Genomic DNA, 23,504 nt, shown 5'->3' on the forward strand with positions numbered 1-23,504 from the left:
GCCATCGCATTTCGCACCATACCGAAGGATAAAACCGGCAAGGTTTGTATAGGTCGGGGTCAGGAAATCCCCCAAAATTTTAGTAACTTAGATTAATTCCAGGGGCGACGACGCACCCGGCGATCCTTTGCCGCCCCGGACCACGGACCGGATTTTGCCGGTGCGGCAGCTCCCGATTGTGGCGCGCCCGCCATTTCACGCAATTTGGCAATCCGGTTTGACATGCTCGGATGGGTTGAGAACAGATTGTCCACACCTTTGCCCGAAAGCGGGTTGGCAATATACATATGCGCCGTCGCCGGGTTGCGTTCGGCATCCATGTTCGGAATGGCATGAACGCCTTTGTCCAGTTTGTTAAGGGCGGATGCCAGCCACATCGGATGGCGGCAGATTTCAGCCCCGATCTTGTCGGCTTCGTATTCGCGGGTACGCGAGATTGCCATTTGCACCAGCATCGCACCCAGCGGTGCCAGAATGGCAACAAGGATCATCCCCACCCCGCCCAGCGGATTGTTGTTGTCATTGCGCCCCCCGCCAAACATGCCGGCAAACATGGCAAAGTTGGCCAAGGCGGAAATCGCCCCGGCGATGGTGGCGGTGATCGTCATGGTCAGGGTATCGCGGTTTTTGATATGGGCCAGTTCATGAGCCATCACCCCGGCAATTTCATTGCGATCAAGCAACTGCATCAAGCCGCTGGTTGCGGCGACGGCAGCATTTTCCGGATTACGTCCGGTGGCAAAGGCATTGGGCTGGGGATTATCGATCACATAGACCTTGGGCATCGGCAGCCCGGCATTGTGGGCCAGTTCGCGCACCATCGATACCAGTTCGGGTGCGGTGCGGTCATCCACCTGCCTTGCACCGCGCATGCGCAAAAGCATGGAATCCGCGTTCCAATAGGCAAACACATTCATCGCCGCAGCAAACAGCAATGCGATGATCATGCCCTGTTGCCCGCCAATCATCATGCCGACTGCGCCAAACAGCGCGGTCAAGCCAGCCAGCAACAAACCTGTACGCACATAATTCATGGTCGACACTTCCTTTGACGAATACTCCGCGCAGAAGATAGGGAGAAGTTGCGCCAAGGCAAGCACCCGGCAAACTTGTTCTGCTTCTTTGCCACCGCATCGAGAACTTATTCGTTGGTGTGGGAAGATTATTCCCGCCAACCCTTTGAACAAGCAAAATGATTATGGAATTTTTTCCTGCGTGACCAACATCACAGACCAAATGCCGCAGATATCAACGGAGTCCCACTAACACACTCATGAGTGGTCTTTTAATTGCATGTACAATTTAAAGATCATTGAAGGAGGTGTCATATGGTCGAGTTTCAAGGGAAAATGTCTATTGTCGGTGCACGGTACCTGACCATGCCCAGACCGATTGATCCACAAACCGGTGAATACAGCACCAGATTCTCGCTTGAAGAATGGAAAGCCCTTCAGACCAAGCGGAAGGAAGAATTCGAAACCTATCAAGCCAATGCCGAAGGCCAGTTGAATGGCTGGTTAGATGATAACAGCGAGGCACAGGTAACACGCGCCTATTATCTTGATGATCAGCTTGTCGCAGTCTTTGGCGAGGATAACGTCAATGTTTCCAATGGCATGAATTACGCCATAGAATATAGCAAAGCGCAGAGTGACGGCGAGAATCTTGGCTATTCCGGGGATCAGTTAACCCGATATGTCGAAAATCGCGTCGAGGTCGCGTTGCGTTCCGAATATGGCAACCGACTAACGGTTAAAGAAGGTACGGCAGGAACACTTGGCACGCTGGCAGATTACCGCGAGGAACTGTTTGGCGGGGATCGCTGGCCATCAGAAGAAAACATGCCGCCGCCGCGAGAAATTGACTGGAATGCGCCATCACCGGCACAGGCTGGCACCTGGCAAGGACCGCTTCGTATCGACACAGATACCTTCCTTGGCATTCGGCGTCTGGTTTTTGGAAATCAATAAAAGAGAAAACAGCCGGACCACGGGGTCGGGGGAACTTTATGGTCCGGCTGTTGTGCAACGGTTTTCGTTACTCCGCGGGCTGCTGCGCGTCAGCCCCATCAAGTGAACGAACCTCGTTGCCACGGCCGATCTTGCGCACCAGCACGTAGAACACCGGTGTCAGGATCAGACCGAAGATGGTCACGCCCAGCATGCCCGAGAAGACGGCGATGCCGATGGCATGGCGCATTTCCGAACCCGCACCGCTTGAAATCACCAGCGGCACAACGCCCATGATGAAGGCAAGCGACGTCATCAGGATCGGGCGCAGGCGCAGGCGGCTGGCTTCGATGGCTGCCTGAACGGTTGTCCGGCCCTGATGTTCAAGTTCACGGGCGAATTCGACAATCAGGATGGCGTTCTTTGATGCCAGTCCGGCCAGAACGAACAGACTGATCTGGGTGAAGATGTTGTTATCCCCACCGAACAGATAGACACCAAAGGCCGCCGAAAGCGTGCTCATCGGGACGATCAGGATGACCGCCAGCGGCAAGGTCAGGCTTTCGTACTGGGCGGCCAGAACAAGGAAGACCAGCAGAATACAGATCGGGAAGATGAAGATTGCCGTGTTACCCGCCAGAATCTGCTGATAGGTCAAATCCGTCCATTCATAGGACATGCCCGGCGGCAGGGTTTCATCAAGGATCTTGATAATCGCGGCCTCGGCCTCGCCACTGGAGTAACCCGGTGCGGCGTTGCCATTCAGATCAGCCGAACGGAAGGCGTTGTAACGCATGGCGGTATCCGGCCCGAATGTTTCGGATACGGAAAGAACACTGCCAAGCGGCACCATATCGCCATCCGCGTTGCGCGTTTGCAGACGCAGGATGTCTTCGGGGCTTGAGCGATAGGGTTTGTCGGCCTGTGCGATCACCTGATAGGTGCGACCGAACTGGTTGAAGTCGTTGACATACATGGAACCCAGATAAATCTGCATGGTCCGGAAGATTTCATCGACCGGAATGCCGAGCTGCTGGACCTTTGTACGGTCCAGATTGGCCTGCAATTGCGGGACATTGATATTGTAGCTTGAGAACACACCGGTCAGTTCGGGTGCGGCCCATGCCTTGGCCAATACCTGTTTCATGGCATCGTCAAGGGCACGATAACCCTGATCGGTACGGTCCTGTACCTGCAATTTGAAACCACCGACCGTGCCAAGCCCCTGAACCGGGGGCGGCGGGAAGATGGCAACGAAGGCCTCGTCAAGTGCGGCATATTTCTGTTGCAGTTTACCGGCAATTGCCAGCCCCGACAGGTCATCGGATTTGCGTTTGTCAAAGTCGGTCAAGGCGACAAAGACAATCCCGGCACTTGAACTGTTTACAAAGCCGTTGATCGACAGGCCCGGGAAGGCGACGGCACTTTCGACACCGGGTTCGGCCAATGCGATGTCAGACATTTCGCGAATGACTTCTTCGGTGCGATCAAGCGTCGCGCCCTGCGGCAATTGTGCGAAACTGACCAGATATTGTTTGTCCTGCAACGGAATGAAGCCGGATGGCAAAATCTGGAAGCCCTGCCAGGTCAGAACCAGCAATCCGGCATAAACCGCCATCATGATGGTTTTCATCCCCAGCAACCGTTTGACACCCCCGCCATACAGTTCCGTACTGCGGTTGAAGAACCGGTTGAACCAGCGGAAGAACCAGCCAAAGACAAAGTCCATCGCACGGGTCAGCCAATCCTTTGGCGCATCATGCGGTTTTAGCAGAAGTGCCGACAGGGCCGGGCTGAGCGTCAGGGAGTTGATGGTTGAAATGATCGTTGCGATGGCGATTGTCAGGGCGAACTGCTGATAGAACTGCCCGGTCAGGCCACTGATGAAGGCAATCGGCACGAACACGCCGGTGATGACCAGCGAGGTTGCGATGATCGGGCCGGTGACTTCGCGCATCGCAGCCACGGTTGCATCGCGCGGCGAAAGACCACGTTCGATGTTACGTTCGACGTTTTCGACCACCACGATGGCATCATCGACCACGATCCCGATGGCCAGAATAAGACCGAACAACGACAGCACGTTGATCGAGAATCCCAGCAACAGCATCAGGGCAAAGGTCCCGACAATCGACACCGGCACCGCCAGCAGCGGAATGATCGAGGCACGCCATGTTTGCAGGAAGATCGTCACCACCACAACAACGAGGGCGACGGCTTCGAGCAGGGTTTTGATCACCGATTTGATCGAGCTTCGAACAAAGACGGTCGGATCGTAAACGATGCTGTATTCAAGGCCTTCGGGGAAATTCTGCTTAAGCTCTGCCATGGTTGCGCGAACGTTGCTTGAAATTTCAAGCGCGTTGGAACCGGGCGAGGCAAAGATCGGCAGGGCAACGGCGGATTTGTTATCAAGCAGGGACCGCAGGGCATATTGCTGTGCCTCCAGCTCGACCCGGGCGACATCGCCAAGACGGGTTACGGTGCCGTCTTCGTCGCGATTGACGATGATTTCGGCAAATTCATCGGGTGTTTCGAGGCGCCCGTGGACATTGATCGGCAACTGGAACTGCACACCGGTATCATAGGGCGCGCCGCCAATGGTGCCGGCGGCGACCTGCACGTTCTGGCTTTGAATGGCCGATACGACATCACCCGCCGTCAGGCCGCGTTCGGCGACCTTGTCCGGGTTAAGCCAGATGCGCATTGCGTAATCACCCGATCCGAACAGACCGACCTGACCAACGCCCTTGATGCGGGCCAGCTGATCCTTGACATTCAGGGTCGCGTAGTTGCGCAGATACAGCATGTCATAGCGGTCATTTGGCGAGAGCAGATGCACCACCATCGTCAGATCCGGGGATTGTTTTGACACCGTCACGCCAAGCTGACGGACGATATCGGGCAGGCGCGGTTCGGCCTGCGAGACCCGGTTCTGGACCTTTTGCTGTGCCAGATCGGGGTCGGTCCCGATTTCAAAGGTCACGGTCAGGCTGAGACGACCATCGGTCGTCGCCAGCGAATTGATATATAGCATCCCTTCGACCCCGTTGATCTGTTCTTCAAGCGGGGAGGCGACGGTTTGGGCAATTTCGGCCGGGTTTGCACCGGGGAATTGCGCTTCGACCACAACGGTCGGTGGCACGACTTCCGGATATTCGGAAATCGGCAAATTCAGCATGGCAATCAAACCTGATAACAATATCAGGACGGATAGAACGCCAGCGAAAATCGGGCGATCCACAAAGAATCTGGATATATTCTGCATAACAGTCAGCCTAGCTTTTGCGCGCAGTCAAGCATCCGTCAGGATGCCGAGGCCTGCAGAATTTCAGGAGCAACAGGCATACCGGGCCGGACTTTCATGATCCCGTTCACAATCACCATGTCACCGGGTTCAAGCCCGGAGGTCACGATACGACGCCCGTCAACTTCGGCCCCCAGCGTTACCTGACGGTAGGCAACCGTATTGTCCGACTGGACCACGTAAACGAATTTGCGGTCCTGATCGGTGCTGATGGCGTCGGGTGCAATCAGGATGACATCCTGTTCGGCCGAGGTGCCGAGTTGCAGGCTGGCGAAACTGCCGGGCAGAAGTGCGCCGTTGCTGTTGTCAAACAGGGCGCGGGTCCGGATGGTACCCGTACGGGTATCGATGCGGTTATCGAAACTGTGGATAAATCCGTCAATTGTCTTGCCACCGGCGATGGTCATGCGGACCGGGATTTTCTGATCCGCGCCGCTGACTTTATTGGCGTCATAGATGCTGGCGAAATAGGTTTGTTCATCCAGATCGAAATCGGCATAGATTTTTCCGGTCGAGACTATGGTGGTCAGAACCGGGGCATTCGGCCCGGCATTGACCTGATTGCCGACGGTCAGTTCAACCCGGCTGACACGGCCATCAATCGGTGCCTTGACGAAGGCATGGTCAAATTCGATTTCGGCAAGTTCGAGCTGGGCAAGAGCGCGGTTAACCTGACTTTGCGCAACCTGTTCGGCGCTGACGCGTTCATCAAAAACACGTTTTGAAACGGTGCCATTGGCCACCAGTTTTTCAGCGCGTGCCTTTTCCTTGGCGGCAAGCGACAGGGTTTGGCGGGCAGCGGCCAGTTCGGCCTTGGCTTCGTCAACGGCGGCCTTGTAGGTGCGGGGATCGATCACGGCGAGAATATCGCCCTGCTTGACGATCTGACCATCTTCGAAGCGAATATCGACAATGGCACCACTGACCTGCGGGCGAAGCTGGACTTCCTCGACCGCACTCAGCCGGCCGGAGAAATTGTTCCAAAGCCTGACGGACTGGCTATGGACGCCTTGGACGGTAACAGGGGTGATTTGCGGTGCAGCCTGTGCAACGGCTTCGTCGGCACCCGCAGAACCTATGGTGCTAAGCCCGTAACCACCGGCAGCAATCGCAGCGATTGCAGCTGTGGCGGACAGCAGCATTCTCAGTTTGGATCGTGATTGCATCTTTCCATTTCCCAATAGCGTGACCCGCGCATTCGCGGACAGAATAACGGGAAAATGCGTACCGATCGGTTTGTTAGCAAGGGGAAAATGAAAAAAATTTACATGCGTTCTAAATTTTATGAATTATCCGGCAGCTGACAACGAGGCTTCCTCGGCCTTTACATCCCTGAATTCACAGCGTAAATCCAGCATCCGGCAGATGCCGACACGCAAATCAGACCGAACAGTATCCAAACTGTTAAAAACTTTGCCGTATGTCAGCAAGCCATGCACAAACTGGAAAACAAGACGCGCCAGCAGGGTCACATCGGCATCCCCGGAAAGCATGCCTTCGCCCTTAAGGCCGCGAATCATGGAGGCAAGATACTTGATCTGCTCCTCGGCAAGTTCGCGTGAACAGTCCTGAATTTCGATATCCTCGGGCCCAACCTGGCCACCGGCAGTAAAAATGGGGCAGACACAAACCTCGGCATCCCCCGGAATAGCCTGCTTTTTCTGTTTGTTCATGATCAGATCTATATAGCTGTTCAACTGATCAAGTGGCGCAATTTCCGGGGAAAAGATCGCTCTGAGTTCGTCCTTTCCCTTATCCCAGTGATGGCGCGCCGATGCGGCGAACAGGGCGGCCTTGCTGTCAAAGTGATGATAAAACGCCCCTTTGGTAACCCCTGCATGCTTGCAGACATCACTGACACCAATATCGTGATAGCTGCTGGTCCATAGCAATTGTATGGCGGTCTCCAGCAATTTCGTCCGGGTCTCGGCAGCGTTCCTCATTTTCACACCATTTTTCTCTTTTTCTGTATTCAATATACGTACCGGTTGGTATTTTTCAAGGCATCCCCTGACTTCATTTGGTTTTCATCATATAAAAACGGCAGGAGAATGGCAGTAAATTAAATCGATTCAATTACTTCGCATTCGGTATCCGGTTCAAAAAATTTACCAACCCGACAGCATCCGGTTGCTCCTGACATTTCGGGGGATATTTCAGCCCCCGGACGAAGGCAAAAAAAGAGGGCACCGAAGCGCCCTCTTTTGCGAAAATGCCTTGCCTGTGCGGATCAGCCGCCGACCATGGCCCTGATCTGACGGTTGGCAACCGTGATCATCGACAGGTCGATCTGTCCTGCGGCACGCAATTCATCGATCAGCTGATCACACCGCGCACAACCGCGCTGATGATCATCGACCCATTTCCTGACCAGATCACCACCAACCGTGCCGTTCGTGCCAGAAGACAGCACCACACGCGTCAGTTCGCGCTGATGACCGAACAGATCATCAATCGCGGCGGCACGCGCCAGTTTCTGCCAATGGGTTTCGGCTTCGATGGACTCGGCCGCTGCACGCAGCAGGCCAAGCTGGAAGCGTGCCCCGATGGCAAAATAGGTTGCCCCGACATCGATGACGTCACGCCCGGTTGCCTCGGCAATGCGGACGATATCGCAAACCGCGACCATCTGCTGCATTGCCGCCACACGGCGCGCCAGATCTTCGGGCACGCCCTGATCGATCAGGGATTGCGATTTCTGATCCAGGGTCGTGCGGAAAGCCGCATCGGCCGGGACGATATCGTCAAAGGCCTCGATCACCTTGGCGACCGCCGGACGGAACAGCTCGATCTTCGCCCCGACATTCAATTCCTCGCAATTGCGCAGGAACCACAGGGTCACATCTTCGACCATGCGGTTGATGTGGGAGAACATCGCGATCTGGACCTTGGCATCAACCTTGTTATCAAGGGCTTCGATACCCGCCCACAGTTTGCGCAGGCCAAACACCGCACGGGTAATCAGATAACCGCGCGAAACGTCCACCGCCGAAAGCCCGGTTGCTTCCATCATGTCATGGACAAAGGTGCCGCCAACGCGGTTGACCAGACTGTTGGTGCCGACGGTCGCGATGATTTCACGTTTCAGACGATGGCTGGAAATCGCCGCGCTGTATTTTTTACGGACAGCCGTCGGGAAATACCGCACCAGTTCTTCGACGAGGATCGGGTCATCGGGAAGATCGGATTTAAGCACCTCGTCATAGAGCCACAGCTTGGCATAAGGCATCAGAACCGAGATTTCCGGGCGGGTAAGGCCCTGATGGGCGGCCGTGCGACGTGCCAGTTCCTCGTCATCGGGAAGATATTCGATTTCCCGGTTCAGACGACCTTCGCGTTCCAGCATCCGGATCAGGCGAACCTGCGCATCAAGCGCATCCCCGCCCCCGGCAAAGGCGTTCGAGATCGCCTGGCTTTGCAGATAGTTGTCACGCAGCACCAGATCGCCGACCTCGTCGGTCATTTCGACCAGCAGTTTGTTACGCTGCTTTTCGGTCATGTCACCGGCGGCAACCACCTCGCCTACCAGGATCTTGATATTGACCTCGTGATCGGAGCAGTTGACACCCGCCGCATTGTCGATGGCGTCCGTATTCAAACGCCCACCAGCATGGGCATACTCGATACGGCCGCGCTGTGTGCAGCCAAGGTTGGCGCCCTCGCCGATGACCTTTGCGCGGATATCCTTGCCATTGATGCGGATGGCATCATTTGCACGATCCCCGGCATCGGCATTCGATTCCGTCGATGATTTGATATAGGTCCCGATCCCGCCGAACCACAGAAGTTCGACATCGGATTTCAGGATGGCCTTCATCATGTCGGCCGGCGTTACCTTGCCGGTGCCAAGATCAAGCAGCTTGCGAACCTCGGCCGAGGGATCAAGCGTCTTGGCCTTGCGGTCAAAAATTGCGCCGCCCTTCGAGAGGACCTTGGTATCGTAGTCGGCCCAGCTTGAGCGCGGCATATCAAACAGTCGCTGCCGTTCGGCAAAGCTTTTCGCCAGATCCGGGTCGGGATCGACAAAAATATGCATGTGGTTGAAGGCCGCAACCAGCTTGATCTGTTCGGACAACAGCATGCCATTGCCAAACACATCACCCGACATGTCGCCAACACCAGCAACGGTGAAGGGTTCTTTCTGGATGTCCTTGCCGATTTCGCGGAAGTGACGTTTGACCGATTCCCACGCACCGCGTGCGGTGATGCCCATTTTCTTGTGATCATAGCCCTGCGAGCCGCCCGATGCGAAGGCATCATCCAGCCAGAAGCCATAATCACGGGCCACACCATTGGCGATATCCGAGAATGTCGCAGTCCCCTTGTCGGCAGCAACAACCAGATAAGGATCGTCATCATCAAGACGGCGTACACGTTCCGGCGGGATGATGTCGCCACCGACAATATTGTCGGTGATATCAAGCATCCCGGACATCAGCGTTTTGTAACAGGCAATGCCTTCTTCAAGGAATGCTTCGCGCCCGCCATCGACCGGGGGCCGTTTGACGACAAAGCCGCCCTTGGAGCCAACCGGCACGATAACCGCGTTCTTGACCATCTGGGCCTTTACCAGACCAAGAATTTCGGTGCGGAAATCTTCCTGACGGTCCGACCAGCGGATACCACCACGCGCGACAGGACCACCGCGCAGATGGACGGCTTCGACACGCGGCGAATAGACGAATATTTCGCGCCAAGGACGCGGAAGCGGCAGATCTTCGACCATGCCGGAATTGAATTTTACCGACAGATAGGGTTTCGGATTGCCGTCCTTGCCATACTGGAAATAGTTGGTGCGAAGCGTTGATTGAACAAGGTTGAGGAAGGCGCGCAGAATGCGGTCCTCGTCCGGGTTCATCACATCTTCAAGGCGGGTGATAATGTCGCCTTCGATGGCCTCGGCTTCGGCGGCCAGCCCCGGATCACGATCCGGGTCAAAACGTGCGACAAACAGATCGACGATTGCAGCGGCGAGACTGGCGTTATTGGCCAGTGTTTTGGCCATGTAATCCTGCGAGAAGGCCGATCCCATCTGACGCATATAACGGGCATAGGTCCGCAGGATGACGACTTCGCGCCAATGCAACCCGCCCAGCAGAACAAGACGGTTAAAGGCGTCGTTTTCGACTTCGCCATGCCACATGCGAATGAAAAGTTCCTGGAACTTGTCACGCACATCATGCAGGTGGAATTCGCCGTCAACCAGCACCCCGAAATCGTGAATGCGGACATTCACATCGGTATCGCGTGGTTCGACCTTGAACGGGTTTTCGGTAATGACCTTAAGACCCATATTTTCAAGCATCGGCAAGACGTCAGAAAGCGGAACCGGTGCACCGGGGTTATAAATCTTGAAGCGCAGCTCGTTCTCGGCGGCCTCGATCGGGCGATACAGATTAACCCGCAAGTCCGATGATTTGATCACGTCCTCGATACGGTCGATATCAAGAGCCGCGGTATCAACACCGAACCGATCACGATAATCGCCGGTGAAGCTTTCGCCGTAACGACGATAAAGGGTCAAGCCGCGTTCTTCGCCCATTTCACGGACCAGTACCTGACGGAGCGTATCAGCCCAGTCGCGCGCGGTTTCAACAAGCTGACGTTCGATATCGGTAACATTGTATTCCGGCAACTCACCCGGCGTGGTTTTGACCAGAAGGTGCAACCGCGCAAGGGGGCTATCGCCGATCAATGTGTAATGTGCCGTCACCTTGCCATCAAAGGCGGCTTCGATCACCGACTGGAACTTCATGCGAAGTTTCGTCGAGAACCGGTCACGCGGACAGAAAACCTGACAGGAAACAAAACGTTCAAAGGCATCACGGCGCACGAACAGGGCAATCCGCTGACGTTCCTGCAAATGCAGGATGCCCATGCAGATATGATACAGATCATCAAGTTCGATCTGGAAAAGCTCGTCGCGCGGGAAGGTTTCAAGGATATTGACCAATGCCTTGGCATCGTGGCTGGCAGGCGGGAAGCCGGCACGCTTGATGGTTTCGGCAAGCTTCATGCGCAGAAGCGGAATGAGGCGCGGGCTGAGGTTATAGGCAACCGAGGTGAACAGACCGACAAAGAGATGCTGGCCGACAACCTTGCCTTCATCATCGAACTGCTTGACGACAATCGTGTCGAGATGCACCGAACGATGCACGGTTGACTGCTTGTTGGCCTTGGTCACCATCAGAAGACTTGGCTGGGCGACAAATGCCTGCACCTCGGTCGACAGATTGCCGATCTGGCGCAGCTCATCAAAGATATGCGTCCCTTCACGGCGCAGAATCCCAAGCTGGCTTTGCGGATTCACGTCCACTTTGGCCTTCTTGCCCGTACCGCTGAATTTATATTCGCGATAGCCAAGGAAGGTGAAATGGTCGTTATGAACCCAGCCGAGGAAATCCTGGGCTTCTTTCTGGTCTTCTGCGGAAATACCGGTTGGCGCGGTTCTGATGCCATCAAGAACTTCGGCGACTTTTGACAGCATCGCCTGCCAATCCTCGACCGAAAGACTGACATCGGTAAGAACGTCTTCCAGACGATCACTGATTTTTCGCAGAACGGCTTCGTCGGTCTGCTCGTCAATTTCAAGATGCATCACGGATTCACGCGACGCATCCGAATTCTCGACTGCTTCGACCGACTGCAATTCACCACGATCATCACGCGCGATACGCATGATCGGATGGATGACCAGATGGACGGTCAGATCGAATTCGTTAAGCGCAGACGTTACGGAATCCACCAGAAACGGCATATCCGTATTGATCATCTCGATCACGGTGTGATCGGATTTCCAGCCATGCTCTTCAAGATCGGGGTTATAGACCCGGATCTTGGCGGCATTGGCCGATGGGCGCTTTTGCGCGAATTTATATAATGTCAGTGCCGCGCCATAAAGCGAGTCGACGGATCGACCTGCCATGTCGTCTGGCGGTACATCCTTGTAAAAAAGGCGAACGAATGCTTCTGCATCCTTCGCCATCTTACCGGTCAAGCGTTGCTGGATCTGTTCGACAACCTTGTCGATGACTTCCCGTTTCGGGTCGTCGCTTCGGGCTTTCATGTCCAATTTCCCTTTTTATCGGCTCTGTTTGCCAGAACCGAAGTGCCGACCTTTGCGGGCGGCACTACACACCTCGGATGTCACATGTATTTGGGAAGACAACCTGAAGTTCCCCACACCCGGAAATGACGGAAAACTGCAGCTTCCTTCCATGGCTACACATAGCGGATCATCTGCCTAAAAACTATGCTTCTGCACAAAAAAAAATCGTTCACTCAATAGGTTCCGATCAACGGAGCCCTGTATTCCAATTGGGGATTGTCACAGAATTTTACACTTTGCTGCATCGCAAAATCATTTAAGCTTTGTATCGCTTGCGAATCAGGAGTCCGCTTCGCATCCGCAAAACAACTCAAAGCAGGAGATGCCAAGTGCTGGCAGGAAAGAAGGGCCTTATCGTCGGAATTGCCAACGACAAATCGATTGCCTATGGCTGTGCCCGAATTTTCAACCGGGAGGGTGCAGAGCTTGCGATCACCTATCTGAACGACAAGGCCGAAAAGCATGTCCGCCCCTTGGCAGAGGGACTAAACGCCGCGATCATCACCCCGCTTGATGTTCAGAACGAAGACCAGATGGATCGATTGTTCGCGGCAATTTCCGATCAATGGGGAAAACTGGATTTTGTCCTGCATTCCATCGCATTTGCGCCTGGCGATGACCTGCATGGACGCGTGATCGACTGTTCACGCGACGGGTTTCTGACCGCGATGGATATTTCGTGCCATTCATTCCAGCGACTGGCAAAGCGTGCAGAGCCGTTGATGATCGACGGTGGCGCACTTTTGACCGTCACCTATATGGGGTCGGAGCGGGTTATTGATCATTATGGCGTGATGGGCCCGGTCAAGGCCGCGCTTGAAAGTGCCACCCGATACATGGCGGCCGAACTTGGCCCGAAAAACATTCAGGTCCATGCGATTTCACCCGGCCCCCTTCTGACACGGGCGGCATCGGGCATTGCCGAGTTTGATCACCTTATGACCACCGCCCAAAGCCGGGCACCGGGACGCAGGCTGGTTACCATCGACGAGATCGGGGAACTGGCCGCTTTCCTTGCCAGCGACCGGTCACGCGGGATCACGGGCGACGTCATCCATATCGATGGTGGTTATAACATCATGGGCTAAAGCAATTTGCCTTTAACCGATCATGCTGTCCTCGAACACAATATTGTCCTCGGTGAAATCGGCAAGATCGGTATTTTCAATCAGGACACCATAATCGTAATGCCGACCATCACTAAAATCGACATACAACCCGGCGTCCGTTTCCTCTGCATGCTCTAGAAAATCAGCGAAGTCATGGATGCCGCTTTTTTCCTGAAACTCGATTCCGAACTGAAGCCTGTCACCGTTGGAACCGGTTTCAAAATCGGCAATACGGTCGCGTTCGGCACCGCCTTCAAACACCCGCCACAAAAACGTGTCCGGGCCATCATCCTCTGGATATCTGTCGCTATTGCCGCGCAGGAAATCGTTGCCGTCGCCACCCTCGATGATGTCATGCCCATTGCCACCATGCAGCACATCATGCCCGTCCCCACCACGCAGAACATCATCGCCAAAATGTCCCTGCAGAACATTTCGACCAGCGTCGCCGATTAACAGGTCATCATGGATTGTGCCGTATAGATTTTCGATATCATGGACAACGTCGCCTTCGGCTTCGCCGCCCTGAAAAACACCGGTTTCAAGGTTGATCGAAACACCGGCATCACCATTGTAGCGCAATTTGTCGCTTCCAGCACCGCCATCGACATAGTCCGCATCGGCACCGGGGCTTAACATATCATCCCCGTCACCACCCAGAAGGGTATCCTCGCCGTCGCGCCCTGTGAGGGTATCGTTCCCGCTTCCGCCCAGCAGGGTGTCGTTGCCCGGATCATTGCCAAGATAATCGCCGTACAGAAAATCGTCGCCGTCACCGCCCAGCAGCAAATCGCTGCCACCGCGCCCCCAAAGCACATTGCTTGCGTCATCGCCGATTACGGTATCGTCAAACGGACTTCCTTCGACCACTTCGATGCCAACAAGCCGGTCGCCTTGTGCCTCGCCCCCGTGACCGGTTCCGGCTTGCAGATCAACAATCACGCCTTGTGTTGCGGTATCGGTATCGTAGTTGGCGCTATCACGTCCTCCGGGGCCACCGTCAAGCAAATCGGCCCCCGGTCCGCCCGTTAGCTCGTCATCCCTGCCAGCGCCATAAAGCTGATCATCTCCGGCCAAGCCATAAATCGTGTCATTATCACTTGATCCGACAAGGCTATCATTGCCTTCCGTTCCGGTAACGAGTGCCACAACGCCCTCCTGCAACTGACGACAACATCAACTGCAGATTTAAATATATATTCCCGCGTACAGCAACATTCGTAAAATAGAATGAAATATAAACTTGAATTATACAAAATGACCATTTTCAAAAAATGGCGATAACGCGTTTTAAGAAATGAAATATTAGAAATTATTTTGCCGTTTTCTGGATTTTATTGCGTCATCTGCAAGCGGAGCCGCTTTGACAATTTGCTTCTTAAGGGCCAGAACCAGATCGGCATCGGGGTCCGGTGCGCTGGCCGCGAACAAATCGGCCGTATCACCGCCATTGATCGCAATCATACGCTTTTCCGTTTCTGCCTGGGTTTCCACACGCCCGTCGGAAACCAGGTGCCGCAAATCAAACCCAGCGGCCTTGAGTACCGGCGCGATCAGCAATGTGCGGTGGCAATCCAGCGGATCCTTTTCCGCACACATCAGACAGATTCGGTATTTGCCCGCACCCGATATCAAACGATCAATCCCGGCCCTGAATTCCGAGCGTGCTGCCATCAGGTCATAGTCCAGTCGACCGTTCGGATAAAGTGTCGGGTCTTGTGGCTTTCCACCCAGCAGATCGCCCATGAAAACGTAAGCAATGCCGTTCTCGCGCAGGAAGGGGCCAAAGGTATCGGCGTCAAACGCCTTCCAGTAATTCGATCCGCGAAAAGTCCGGATGTCGGCCACCGCCGTAATATCCTGCCCCTTCAGAAGGGCAAGCAAACTGTCGCGGTCATGCCCGGCATAACCGACGGTCCAGATAATGTTTTGGGGGTAATCGTTGTCCTGATTGTCGTGCATTTTTCCAAAAAACGACATCTGACAAGGAACCGCAAGACAGAAACAAAAAAGGCCGCCCCGAAGGACAGCCTTTTTAAACTTTCATCATGGAGCGGGCGAAGAGATTCGAACTCTCGACCCTAACCTTGGCAAGGTTATGCTCTACCCCTGAGCTACGCCCGCATCATCATGAAAGCATGATCAAGGAAACCACCTGATGGAGCGGGCGAAGAGATTCGAACTCTCGACCCTAACCTTGGCAAGGTTATGCTCTACCCCTGAGCTACGCCCGCATTCATCAGTATTTCCTGCCCCTGTGGAGCGGCGCGGATAATAGCCCAACAAAACGCGATTGCAACCCTTTTTTCCATCAAATCGCCGCCACATCCAGAATGGCGGTTTTCCTTGACTTTTTACCCTTAAAACAGGGAAATCACGCCAACATGCTGCAATTTGCGTCCTAATTGCAATCTGACGATCTTCGCGCGACCCAGCCAGAAGGAAAACAGGATGAGTGATCCATCAACCGCACTTTTCGATTATCTCGAAAATCTTGGGATCAAAACCAGCACTCACGCGCATGTGCCGTTATTCACGGTCGAGGATTCGCAAAAGCTGCGCGGGGATTTGCCAGGCCTTCATTCCAAGAACCTTTTTGTCAAAGACAAGAAGGATGCCCTGTGGCTTGTCGTGGCCGAGGAAAATACCGAAATCCGCATGAACCACCTGCACAAGACACTGGGCTGCGCGCGCCTTTCTTTTGGCAAACCGGAGCTGCTGCTTGAAACGCTGGGCGTCATTCCCGGATCCGTCACACCGTTTGCCCTGATCAACGATCATGCGCGCAAGGTCAACTTCGCCCTCGATTCAAAGCTGGCCAAAGGCGACATTCTTAACTTCCACCCCTTGCGGAATGATAGAACCACGACAATTCAATCGGATGATCTGCTTCGATTTATCACCAGTCTTGGCTACGAAATCAGAATTGTCGATTTTGACGAGGAAATTGGTTCGTTCTGATTCCGAACAAATGCTCACAAAGCCTTTTACCGCGAAACATTAAGCTATAAGACTTACCTAATGTTATGGTTGGACCCCTTGTCGAACAGCGGTTGCGGCATCATCTAGAATCCAGAATTAGAGAGTAAAGCAATAATGTCCATCATTCTTGACGCCACCGCTGCGAACGCCACCCCGACCGCCGGACAGGACAAAGACCTGATCAAGGACAGCAGCGTAGAAACATTTGTCCAGGACGTCATCGAACCCTCGATGGAAGTGCCTGTTGTCGTCGATTTCTGGGCCCCTTGGTGCGGTCCGTGCAAAAGCCTGACCCCGACCATCGAAAAGGTCACACGCGAAGCTGGTGGGCGCGTAAAGCTGGTCAAGGTCAATATCGACGAGAATCAGGAACTGGCGATGCAATTGCGCATTCAGTCCGTTCCAACGGTCTATGCCTTTAAGGGTGGCCGACCGGTAGATGGTTTTCAGGGCGCACAGCCCGAAAGCGAAGTCCGCGCCTTCTACGAGCGCCTTGCAGGCGGCCCGATTGAAAGCCCGATTACCGCAATTCTGGATCAGGCGGCAGGCGCACTTGCAGATGACGACCATGAAACAGCCCATGGCCTTTATGTTGGCGTCCTTGAACGTGAACCGCAAAACGAAACAGCAATCGGCGGCATGATCCGCTGCATGGTCGCCATGGGTGAAATTGAAGAAACCCGCCATTTTGTGGATAACATGGCCGAAGCAGACCGCCTGAAAGCGCCGATTGCATCCGCGATCAGTGCGCTTGAACTGGCGGAAACGGGCTACAGCAAGGAAGACCTTGATGTTGCGCGTGCCAAAGTGGCCGCCAATCCGGAGGACCTGCAGGCACAGTTTGATTTGGGCATGGCCTGCTTTGCCACCAACAAGCGCGAAGAAGCCGTCAACGCCATGATTGCGATCATTCGCAAGGATCGCAGCTGGAACGACGATGCCGGTCGCACCCAACTGATTAAATTTTTCGAGGCCTGGGGCCCAATGGACCCGGCCAGCGTTGCGGGGCGCCGCGCACTTTCGACGGTTTTGTTTTCATGAGCATATGCGGTCCTTTTGATCCCAGTTTTTCGGATCTTCCAGATACGATGCCGGTTTTTCCGCTAAGTGGTGCGCTTTTGCTGCCGCGTGGCCATCTGCCGCTCAATATCTTCGAGCCCCGCTATCTGAACATGATCGCGGATGCCCTGGGACAGGACCGCATGATCGGCATGGTTCAGCCACGCCCGGACGGGCGAAACACCTATCACATGGACCCCGACAATCCGCCGGTGTTCCAGACCGGCTGTGCGGGTCGCATCACGGCGTTCAGTGAAACGGATGATGGCCGTTTCCTGATCACGCTAACGGGTGTCTGCCGATTCAACATCATCGAAGAACTGCCGATGCAAAGTGGCGGATATCGTGCAGTGCTTGGTGATTTCGCCCCATGGAAGGATGACCTGCTGTTGCCATCGCCGGATTTGCAGCCCGTCAATCGCGACCGGCTCCGGCAAGCATTGGAAGGCTATTTTGCCCAGCATTCATTGCGATCCTGCTGGGATACGCTGAGCGATACGGATGATGAAATGCTGGTGACGGCCATTGCAATGGGCTGCCGCCTCAGCCCGCTTGAAAAACAGGCTTTGCTCGAATGCGCAAGCCTGTATGATCGCGGTGATATGCTGACAACCTTGCTGGAAATGGCGGCCCATCCACGGGCCCCGCAAACAGCCACCAATTAAAGTGATATGAAGGCCAGACAATGACCGTGACACATAGCCCGGTAGACCCGAAATTGCTTGAAATCCTCGTTTGCCCGGTCACGAAGGAAACGCTGGAATATAATCGCGAACGGAATGAGCTGATCAGCGTCAAGGCGGGCCTTGCCTATCCGATCCGCGATGGCATTCCGATCATGCTGCCCGACGAAGCCCGTGTCATCGCAGACTGATTGTGACGGCTTTCATGTCGGAAGACAGCTTTACCCCGCGTTTCAGTCCGGTTGAAATCAACTATCTGCGTGATGAGCACATTCTGGAAATCATCTGGGATGATGGGCTGACGTCAAAATTCAGTGCCGAACTTCTGCGGGTCGAAAGCCCGTCTGCCGAGGTTCAGGGACACCATCCGTCCGAGAAAAAAATCATCCCCGGCCGCCGTCATGTCGGCATTATCGACATCGTCCCGGTCGGGAACTATGCAGTGCGCCTTACATTTGATGATCTGCATGATAGCGGATTGTTCAGCTGGCAATATCTGCGTGACCTGCATGCCAATCAGGATCAGCTCTGGACTGATTACCTTCGCGCCCTTGAAACGCGCGGCCTGTCACGCGATCCTGTGCGCCGTTAAGGCAACAGGCATCCCTGTTTTCGATGAGCCGCCCATTCCATCCGGCCCCATAACCAAAAACGGCCCTGACAACAAAGCCAGGACCGTTCTTGGGATCAGACAACAAACCGGAAAGTTTGCCGTCGGCAGTGATCAGAAGCGGTAACCAACACCGACACCAAACAGCCACGGATCAAGATCGGCATCCGCTTTGGTGGCACCACCATTTACCGACACGTCGGTATTCAGATAAATCTTTTTAACATCAACGTTCAGCGACCACGGACCGGAGATCGCATAGTCAAAACCGGCCTGGAAGGCATAGCCAAAGCCATCGTCATATTTGACGGAATTGAACTGACCCGGTTTGCTGTCATAGAAGAACGTGTAATTGATGCCGGCACCAATATACGGGCTGAAACGCTGATCAGCCATGAAGTGATATTGTGCGGTCAAAGTCGGTGGCAGCAGACGCACACTGCCAAGGTCCAGATTGCTGGACCCGGTATTCCAAGTCACATCATGCTTGGAGGTACCAGCGATCAATTCCAGCGCAATGTTATCGGTAATGAAGTAGGAAAAATCCACTTCAGGAATAACATCGTCATCAACCTTGCCTTCACCCGCAAGCGTGCCGCTGGTGATGTCTTCGTCCGGAACAACCCCGACGACACGACCGCGAATCACAATATCGCCTGCCTGTTTCGTTTTAAATGCCGCTTCCTGCGCCTGTGCGCCAGTTGCCGCAATCATCATCGTGCCAACAACAGCGCAGCTGGCCACTGTGGTCATCAATTTCCGGGTAAGTGTCATGTTTATCCCCTGCATTCAAAAATACGTCATGGGGACATTGCATCTTCGCACATGCGAAATGCTTGACTCAAATCAACACAGCACGACAAAAAGCGACACAATTTTGAATTGTTTTTAACTGAGCGCAGATAACCAAACCAAAAGGCGATCTTTAGAAATCAAAGATCGCCTTTTGCATCAATCCCCATCTGGATGGGGGAAGATTAAAGCGGTTTACCCTGCATCAGGCGCGGCAGAGTCCCCGCATACCCCATGGCATGGGACATGAAAGTCTTTTTGAGCGGCGGGATTTTCTGCACCACGGCAAGCCCGATATCGCGCGCCCAACGCACCGGTGCAACATCATTGGAAAACAGCCGATTGGTCAAATCGGTCACCGCCAGCATCACGGTGTTGTCAAACCGGCGCCATTGCTCGTATTCAGCCAAAACATCAGAACCACCGATATCGCGACCAAGGCGGCGGGCTTCGACAAGAATCTCGGCAAGGGCCGCGACATCGCGTATCCCCATATTAAGCCCCTGCCCGGCAATCGGGTGCATGCCATGGGCCGCATCCCCGATCAGGGCGATGCGCGGATCGGTGTAGCGATAGGCATGCTGCAAACCGAGCGGATAACAAAAACGCGGGCCGATGACTTCAAGATCACCAAGGTAGCCGTCAAACCGCCGATGCAATTCGTCGACAAACGTCTCTTCGTCCAGATTGACAAGATAATTGGCGAGATCGGTTGTTTCCGTCCAGACGATCGAACAACGATCATCGGTCATCGGCAAAATGGCAAATGGTCCGGCGGGCAGGAAATGCTCCACGGCAAGACCGTTATGGGGCACCTTGTGCTTGACCGTACAGACCACCGCACTTTGCCTGTAGCTCCATTGGTAGGTCTTGATGCCCGCCCAATTCCGCAGCATCGAATTGCGCCCTTCGGCGCCAATGGCCAACGCGCCGCGGATAGACCGGCCATCTGCCAATGTAACCGTCATGCCGCCCTGATCACGTACAATGGTTTCAACACGTGCCGGTGCGATCATTTCGACCAGATCGGTTTCGGCAATAGCCCGATAAAGCGCGCCACGTGTGATCAGATTCTCGACGATGTAGCCCAAAGGCTGGTTTCCGACATCTTTATGATCATAATGAAGAAACAGCGGACTTACGCCGTCTGCAATCCTGATATCAAGGATCGGTTCGGCTTCGTCCGCCATATATTTCCATGCACCAATCACATCAAGCACGGAACGGGAAGCCGCAGCTATGGCGCAAGTACGTCCATCATAATTGGCGGTGAGGATGGCTTTGGGGTCAGCGTAATCAATCACAACGGAACGCAGGCCACCATGCGCAAGCGCAAGCCCCATCGCCGCACCATTCAGCCCCCCGCCAAGAATGATGACATCGGCCTTAATCGTTTCCTGCTGAGCAACCATCGTGCACACCTTTGCTTTCTGCGCCAGCCGGGCAAAGTCGTATGACACCTGACTGGAAAATCCATGTTTCGACAGTTTTTACGTAAAACAGCCGCCGAAAGATGCATCTGATTTACCGCGTCACGACCACGGCCACAAGCCGGACCAGGAAAATACCGCACATTGCGTCAATCCGGACATTCTCGATCCTGATGACAGCAATGCCGCCACGACATCGCCTTGACGGAAAACAGATTTTTAGATCGCTATAGTTGATTAAAATTTGTGCATAAATTTTAATCAGCGCCAAAATCTATGCACAATTAGTATTCTGCCCGCGTTTTGCATCACCCGATCAGATGACCTCTTTGTTGAGGAATATATATAAGATTCAATGCATTAGAAGATTTATTTCGAATCTGGCACGATTCTTGGTTTGTAGGTTGCGACTGCGAAATCGTGATTACCACGTCGGTACTCAACGGATATGCCGGGAGGTCGCAATATTATGAAACTCGTTACTGCTGTCATTAAGCCATTCAAGCTCGATGAAGTCCGTGAAGCGCTTAGCGCGCTTGGCGTTCAGGGCCTGACGGTGACTGAAGTCAAAGGTTTTGGCCGCCAGAAAGGCCAGACCGAAATTTATCGTGGCGCTGAATACATGGTCAGCTTCCTGCCCAAAGTGAAGCTGGAAGTCGCGATCACGGATAATCTGGTTGATCAGGTTGTCGAAGCCATCACCAAAACTGCTCAGACCGGGAAAATCGGGGACGGAAAGATTTTCGTTCTTGATGTGAGCCAGGCGGTACGTATCCGCACGGGCGAAACCGGCGACGACGCCCTGTAAGTCCAGAGACAAGGGGAGACATTATGAACATTCCGATGAAGAAAACCGGCTTTGCCGCTCTTGCCGGGGCCGCTGCGCTGGCAATCACGTCACCGGCCTTTGCTCAGGACGCGGGCGTTCCGGCCGAGACCCAATACATCCTCAACACCTTCAGCTTCCTGTTTAGCGGTGCGCTGGTGATGTGGATGGCCGCCGGCTTTGCCATGCTGGAATCCGGCCTGGTGCGGACCAAAAACGTATCGACCATTCTTTTCAAAAACATCGCCCTCTTCGCCGTTGCAGGTATCATGTATTACCTGATCGGTTATAACCTTATGTATATGGACGTTTCCGGCTGGATCGGTTCGCTCAGCCTCTGGAGCGCTGATGACGCTGCAGCTCTTGGTGGCGATTTCTCTGGCGGGTATTCGGCGACCTCCGACTGGTTCTTCCAGATGGTGTTCGTTGCAACCGCAGCTTCGATCGTTTCCGGTACCGTTGCCGAACGTATCAAACTGTGGCCGTTCATGATTTTCGTCGTCGTCCTGACCGGTATCATGTATCCGATTACCGGTGCATGGACCTGGGGCGGTGGCTGGCTGTCAGAAATGGGCTTTGCCGATTTCGCAGGCTCGACCATCGTTCACTCGGTTGGCGGCTGGGCGGCTCTGACCGGCGCAATCATCCTTGGTGCACGTAAAGGCAAATATGGTGCGGACGGTTCGGTTCATCCGATGCCCGGCTCGAACCTGCCGCTGGCAACGCTTGGTACCTTCGTTCTGTGGCTCGGCTGGTTTGGCTTCAACGGTGGTTCGCAGCTTGCAATGGGTTCGGCTGCTGACGTTATCGCGATTGCCAACATTTACGGCAACACCTCGATGGCTGCTGCCGGTGGCGTTGTTGCCGCAGCAATCCTGACCCAGATCCTCTACAAAAAGGTCGACCTTACCATGGCACTTAACGGTGCGCTGGCTGGTCTGGTCTCGATTACTGCTGGCCCGGACACCCCGACCATCGGTTCCGCCATCATCATCGGCGCCATCGGCGGTATTCTGGTTGTTGTTGCGGTTCCGCTGCTCGACAAACTGAAAATCGATGACGTTGTCGGTGCGGTTTCGGTTCACCTTGTCTGCGGTATCTGGGGCACCATGGCTGTTCCGTTCACCAATGACGGTGCATCGTTTGGTGTTCAGCTGACCGGTGTTGTTGCGATGGGTGCCTTCACCATTGTTGCATCGGCAATCGTGTGGCTGATCCTGAAATTCACGGTTGGCATTCGCCTTAGCGAAGAAGAAGAAGCACTGGGCAGCGATGCTGTCGAGCTTGGCCTCGAAGCTTATCCGGAATTCGGTAAAGGTTCGCAGCGCTTCTAAGCGATCAGATTTCCTGACGGGTGCCATGTTCGCATGGCACCCAGCCTGTCAGACCGATTGACCCGCCTTGGGATTTCCCAGTGGCGGGTCTTTTGTATTTTGCCCATGCCACCTTTTTAAGCACAGTGATAAGCACAAGACATGCAAACGGTTCCGTCCGGTCCTTATCCTGAGGATGATCCGCGTGCCAGCTGATCTGCCAATTCTTTGCCCGAATTTTCTGCCAAAAGCCCGGAGAGCGCAACTTTCCGGGCTTTTTCATTGCCAATCCCCCCGCCCTTAAATCTTTCTTTGTATTTTTGGCATAGGGGTAAA

At 54.3% G+C, this 23,504-nt stretch carries 18 protein-coding genes and 2 tRNA genes; 9 read left to right on the forward strand and 11 right to left on the reverse strand.

Annotated features, from left to right (window positions below):
- Positions 1 to 92: 92 nt before the first annotated feature.
- On the reverse strand, positions 93 to 1,034 hold the full coding sequence (gene htpX, locus ABIE64_RS05470) for a zinc metalloprotease HtpX (RefSeq protein WP_354376847.1): 942 nt from the start codon (positions 1,032 to 1,034) through the stop codon (positions 93 to 95).
- Between the two features lie 294 nt (positions 1,035 to 1,328).
- Here htpX and ABIE64_RS05475 point away from each other — a divergent pair, with 294 nt between their 5' ends.
- A complete protein-coding gene (locus ABIE64_RS05475) occupies positions 1,329 to 1,970 on the forward strand; it encodes a hypothetical protein (RefSeq protein ID WP_354376848.1) in 642 nt (213 codons plus the stop codon).
- A gap of 67 nt (positions 1,971 to 2,037) precedes the next feature.
- On the opposite strand, the gene ABIE64_RS05480 is transcribed toward ABIE64_RS05475, so the two are convergent.
- From ABIE64_RS05480 to ABIE64_RS05495, 4 genes are all read right to left on the reverse strand, one after another.
- Positions 2,038 to 5,217: an efflux RND transporter permease subunit gene (locus ABIE64_RS05480; RefSeq protein ID WP_007088739.1), complete on the reverse strand. Its 3,180-nt coding sequence runs from the start codon at positions 5,215 to 5,217 to the stop codon at positions 2,038 to 2,040.
- A gap of 38 nt (positions 5,218 to 5,255) precedes the next feature.
- On the reverse strand, positions 5,256 to 6,422 hold the full coding sequence (locus ABIE64_RS05485) for an efflux RND transporter periplasmic adaptor subunit (RefSeq protein WP_354376849.1): 1,167 nt from the start codon (positions 6,420 to 6,422) through the stop codon (positions 5,256 to 5,258).
- Positions 6,423 to 6,545: 123 nt separating this feature from the next.
- Complete coding sequence (locus ABIE64_RS05490; protein WP_354376929.1) at positions 6,546 to 7,199, reverse strand: TetR/AcrR family transcriptional regulator; 654 nt, start codon at positions 7,197 to 7,199, stop codon at positions 6,546 to 6,548.
- A gap of 287 nt (positions 7,200 to 7,486) precedes the next feature.
- The gene (locus ABIE64_RS05495; protein ID WP_354376850.1) at positions 7,487 to 12,322 is read right to left on the reverse strand and encodes an NAD-glutamate dehydrogenase; all 4,836 of its coding nucleotides are present in this window, start codon (positions 12,320 to 12,322) and stop codon (positions 7,487 to 7,489) included.
- A gap of 371 nt (positions 12,323 to 12,693) precedes the next feature.
- Here ABIE64_RS05495 and fabI point away from each other — a divergent pair, with 371 nt between their 5' ends.
- Complete coding sequence (gene fabI / locus ABIE64_RS05500) at positions 12,694 to 13,452, forward strand: enoyl-ACP reductase FabI (RefSeq protein ID WP_007088735.1); 759 nt, start codon at positions 12,694 to 12,696, stop codon at positions 13,450 to 13,452.
- 12 nt (positions 13,453 to 13,464) lie between these two features.
- On the opposite strand, the gene ABIE64_RS05505 is transcribed toward fabI, so the two are convergent.
- The 4 genes from ABIE64_RS05505 to ABIE64_RS05520 form a co-directional block, all read right to left on the reverse strand.
- Positions 13,465 to 14,622 (reverse strand): calcium-binding protein, encoded by a 1,158-nt coding sequence (locus ABIE64_RS05505; protein ID WP_354376851.1) that lies wholly within the window; start codon positions 14,620 to 14,622, stop codon positions 13,465 to 13,467.
- A 156-nt stretch (positions 14,623 to 14,778) separates the two neighbouring features.
- Positions 14,779 to 15,453 (reverse strand): DUF488 domain-containing protein, encoded by a 675-nt coding sequence (locus ABIE64_RS05510; protein WP_354376852.1) that lies wholly within the window; start codon positions 15,451 to 15,453, stop codon positions 14,779 to 14,781.
- A 69-nt stretch (positions 15,454 to 15,522) separates the two neighbouring features.
- Positions 15,523 to 15,597 (reverse strand) — tRNA-Gly (locus tag ABIE64_RS05515).
- Positions 15,598 to 15,632: 35 nt separating this feature from the next.
- Positions 15,633 to 15,707, reverse strand: a tRNA-Gly gene (locus ABIE64_RS05520).
- 217 nt (positions 15,708 to 15,924) lie between these two features.
- Here ABIE64_RS05520 and ABIE64_RS05525 point away from each other — a divergent pair.
- The 5 genes from ABIE64_RS05525 to ABIE64_RS05545 all read left to right on the forward strand — a co-directional run bounded on the left by ABIE64_RS05525 (position 15,925) and on the right by ABIE64_RS05545 (position 18,789).
- Positions 15,925 to 16,434 (forward strand): prolyl-tRNA synthetase associated domain-containing protein, encoded by a 510-nt coding sequence (locus ABIE64_RS05525; protein WP_007088732.1) that lies wholly within the window; start codon positions 15,925 to 15,927, stop codon positions 16,432 to 16,434.
- 135 nt (positions 16,435 to 16,569) lie between these two features.
- On the forward strand, positions 16,570 to 17,496 hold the full coding sequence (trxA, locus tag ABIE64_RS05530; RefSeq protein ID WP_354376853.1) for a thioredoxin: 927 nt from the start codon (positions 16,570 to 16,572) through the stop codon (positions 17,494 to 17,496).
- Positions 17,493 to 18,179 (forward strand): LON peptidase substrate-binding domain-containing protein, encoded by a 687-nt coding sequence (locus ABIE64_RS05535; RefSeq protein WP_037990752.1) that lies wholly within the window; start codon positions 17,493 to 17,495, stop codon positions 18,177 to 18,179. The genes trxA and ABIE64_RS05535 overlap by 4 nt, the downstream gene beginning before the upstream one ends.
- A 20-nt stretch (positions 18,180 to 18,199) precedes the next feature.
- Positions 18,200 to 18,388, forward strand: coding sequence for a Trm112 family protein (locus ABIE64_RS05540; protein WP_007088729.1), 189 nt, complete (start codon positions 18,200 to 18,202; stop codon positions 18,386 to 18,388).
- Positions 18,389 to 18,402: 14 nt separating this feature from the next.
- Complete coding sequence (locus ABIE64_RS05545; protein ID WP_354376930.1) at positions 18,403 to 18,789, forward strand: gamma-butyrobetaine hydroxylase family protein; 387 nt, start codon at positions 18,403 to 18,405, stop codon at positions 18,787 to 18,789.
- 132 nt (positions 18,790 to 18,921) lie between these two features.
- Here ABIE64_RS05545 and ABIE64_RS05550 read toward each other — a convergent pair whose 3' ends face one another.
- Both ABIE64_RS05550 and ABIE64_RS05555 read right to left on the reverse strand, forming a co-directional pair.
- The gene (locus tag ABIE64_RS05550; RefSeq protein WP_007088727.1) at positions 18,922 to 19,581 is read right to left on the reverse strand and encodes an OmpW/AlkL family protein; all 660 of its coding nucleotides are present in this window, start codon (positions 19,579 to 19,581) and stop codon (positions 18,922 to 18,924) included.
- 203 nt (positions 19,582 to 19,784) lie between these two features.
- Positions 19,785 to 21,011 carry a UbiH/UbiF/VisC/COQ6 family ubiquinone biosynthesis hydroxylase gene (locus ABIE64_RS05555; protein WP_354376854.1) on the reverse strand — a complete coding sequence of 409 codons (1,227 nt, stop codon included), beginning with the start codon at positions 21,009 to 21,011 and terminating at the stop codon, positions 19,785 to 19,787.
- Between the two features lie 487 nt (positions 21,012 to 21,498).
- On the opposite strand from ABIE64_RS05555, the gene ABIE64_RS05560 reads away from it, so the two are divergent.
- Positions 21,499 to 21,837 carry a P-II family nitrogen regulator gene (locus ABIE64_RS05560; RefSeq protein ID WP_007088725.1) on the forward strand — a complete coding sequence of 113 codons (339 nt, stop codon included), beginning with the start codon at positions 21,499 to 21,501 and terminating at the stop codon, positions 21,835 to 21,837.
- 23 nt (positions 21,838 to 21,860) lie between these two features.
- The gene (locus tag ABIE64_RS05565) at positions 21,861 to 23,189 is read left to right on the forward strand and encodes an ammonium transporter AmtB (protein WP_007088724.1); all 1,329 of its coding nucleotides are present in this window, start codon (positions 21,861 to 21,863) and stop codon (positions 23,187 to 23,189) included.
- Positions 23,190 to 23,504 lie beyond the last annotated feature (315 nt).

It is taken from the genome of Thalassospira sp. MBR-102, from assembly GCF_040549275.1.
Classification (GTDB): domain Bacteria; phylum Pseudomonadota; class Alphaproteobacteria; order Rhodospirillales; family Thalassospiraceae; genus Thalassospira; species Thalassospira xiamenensis.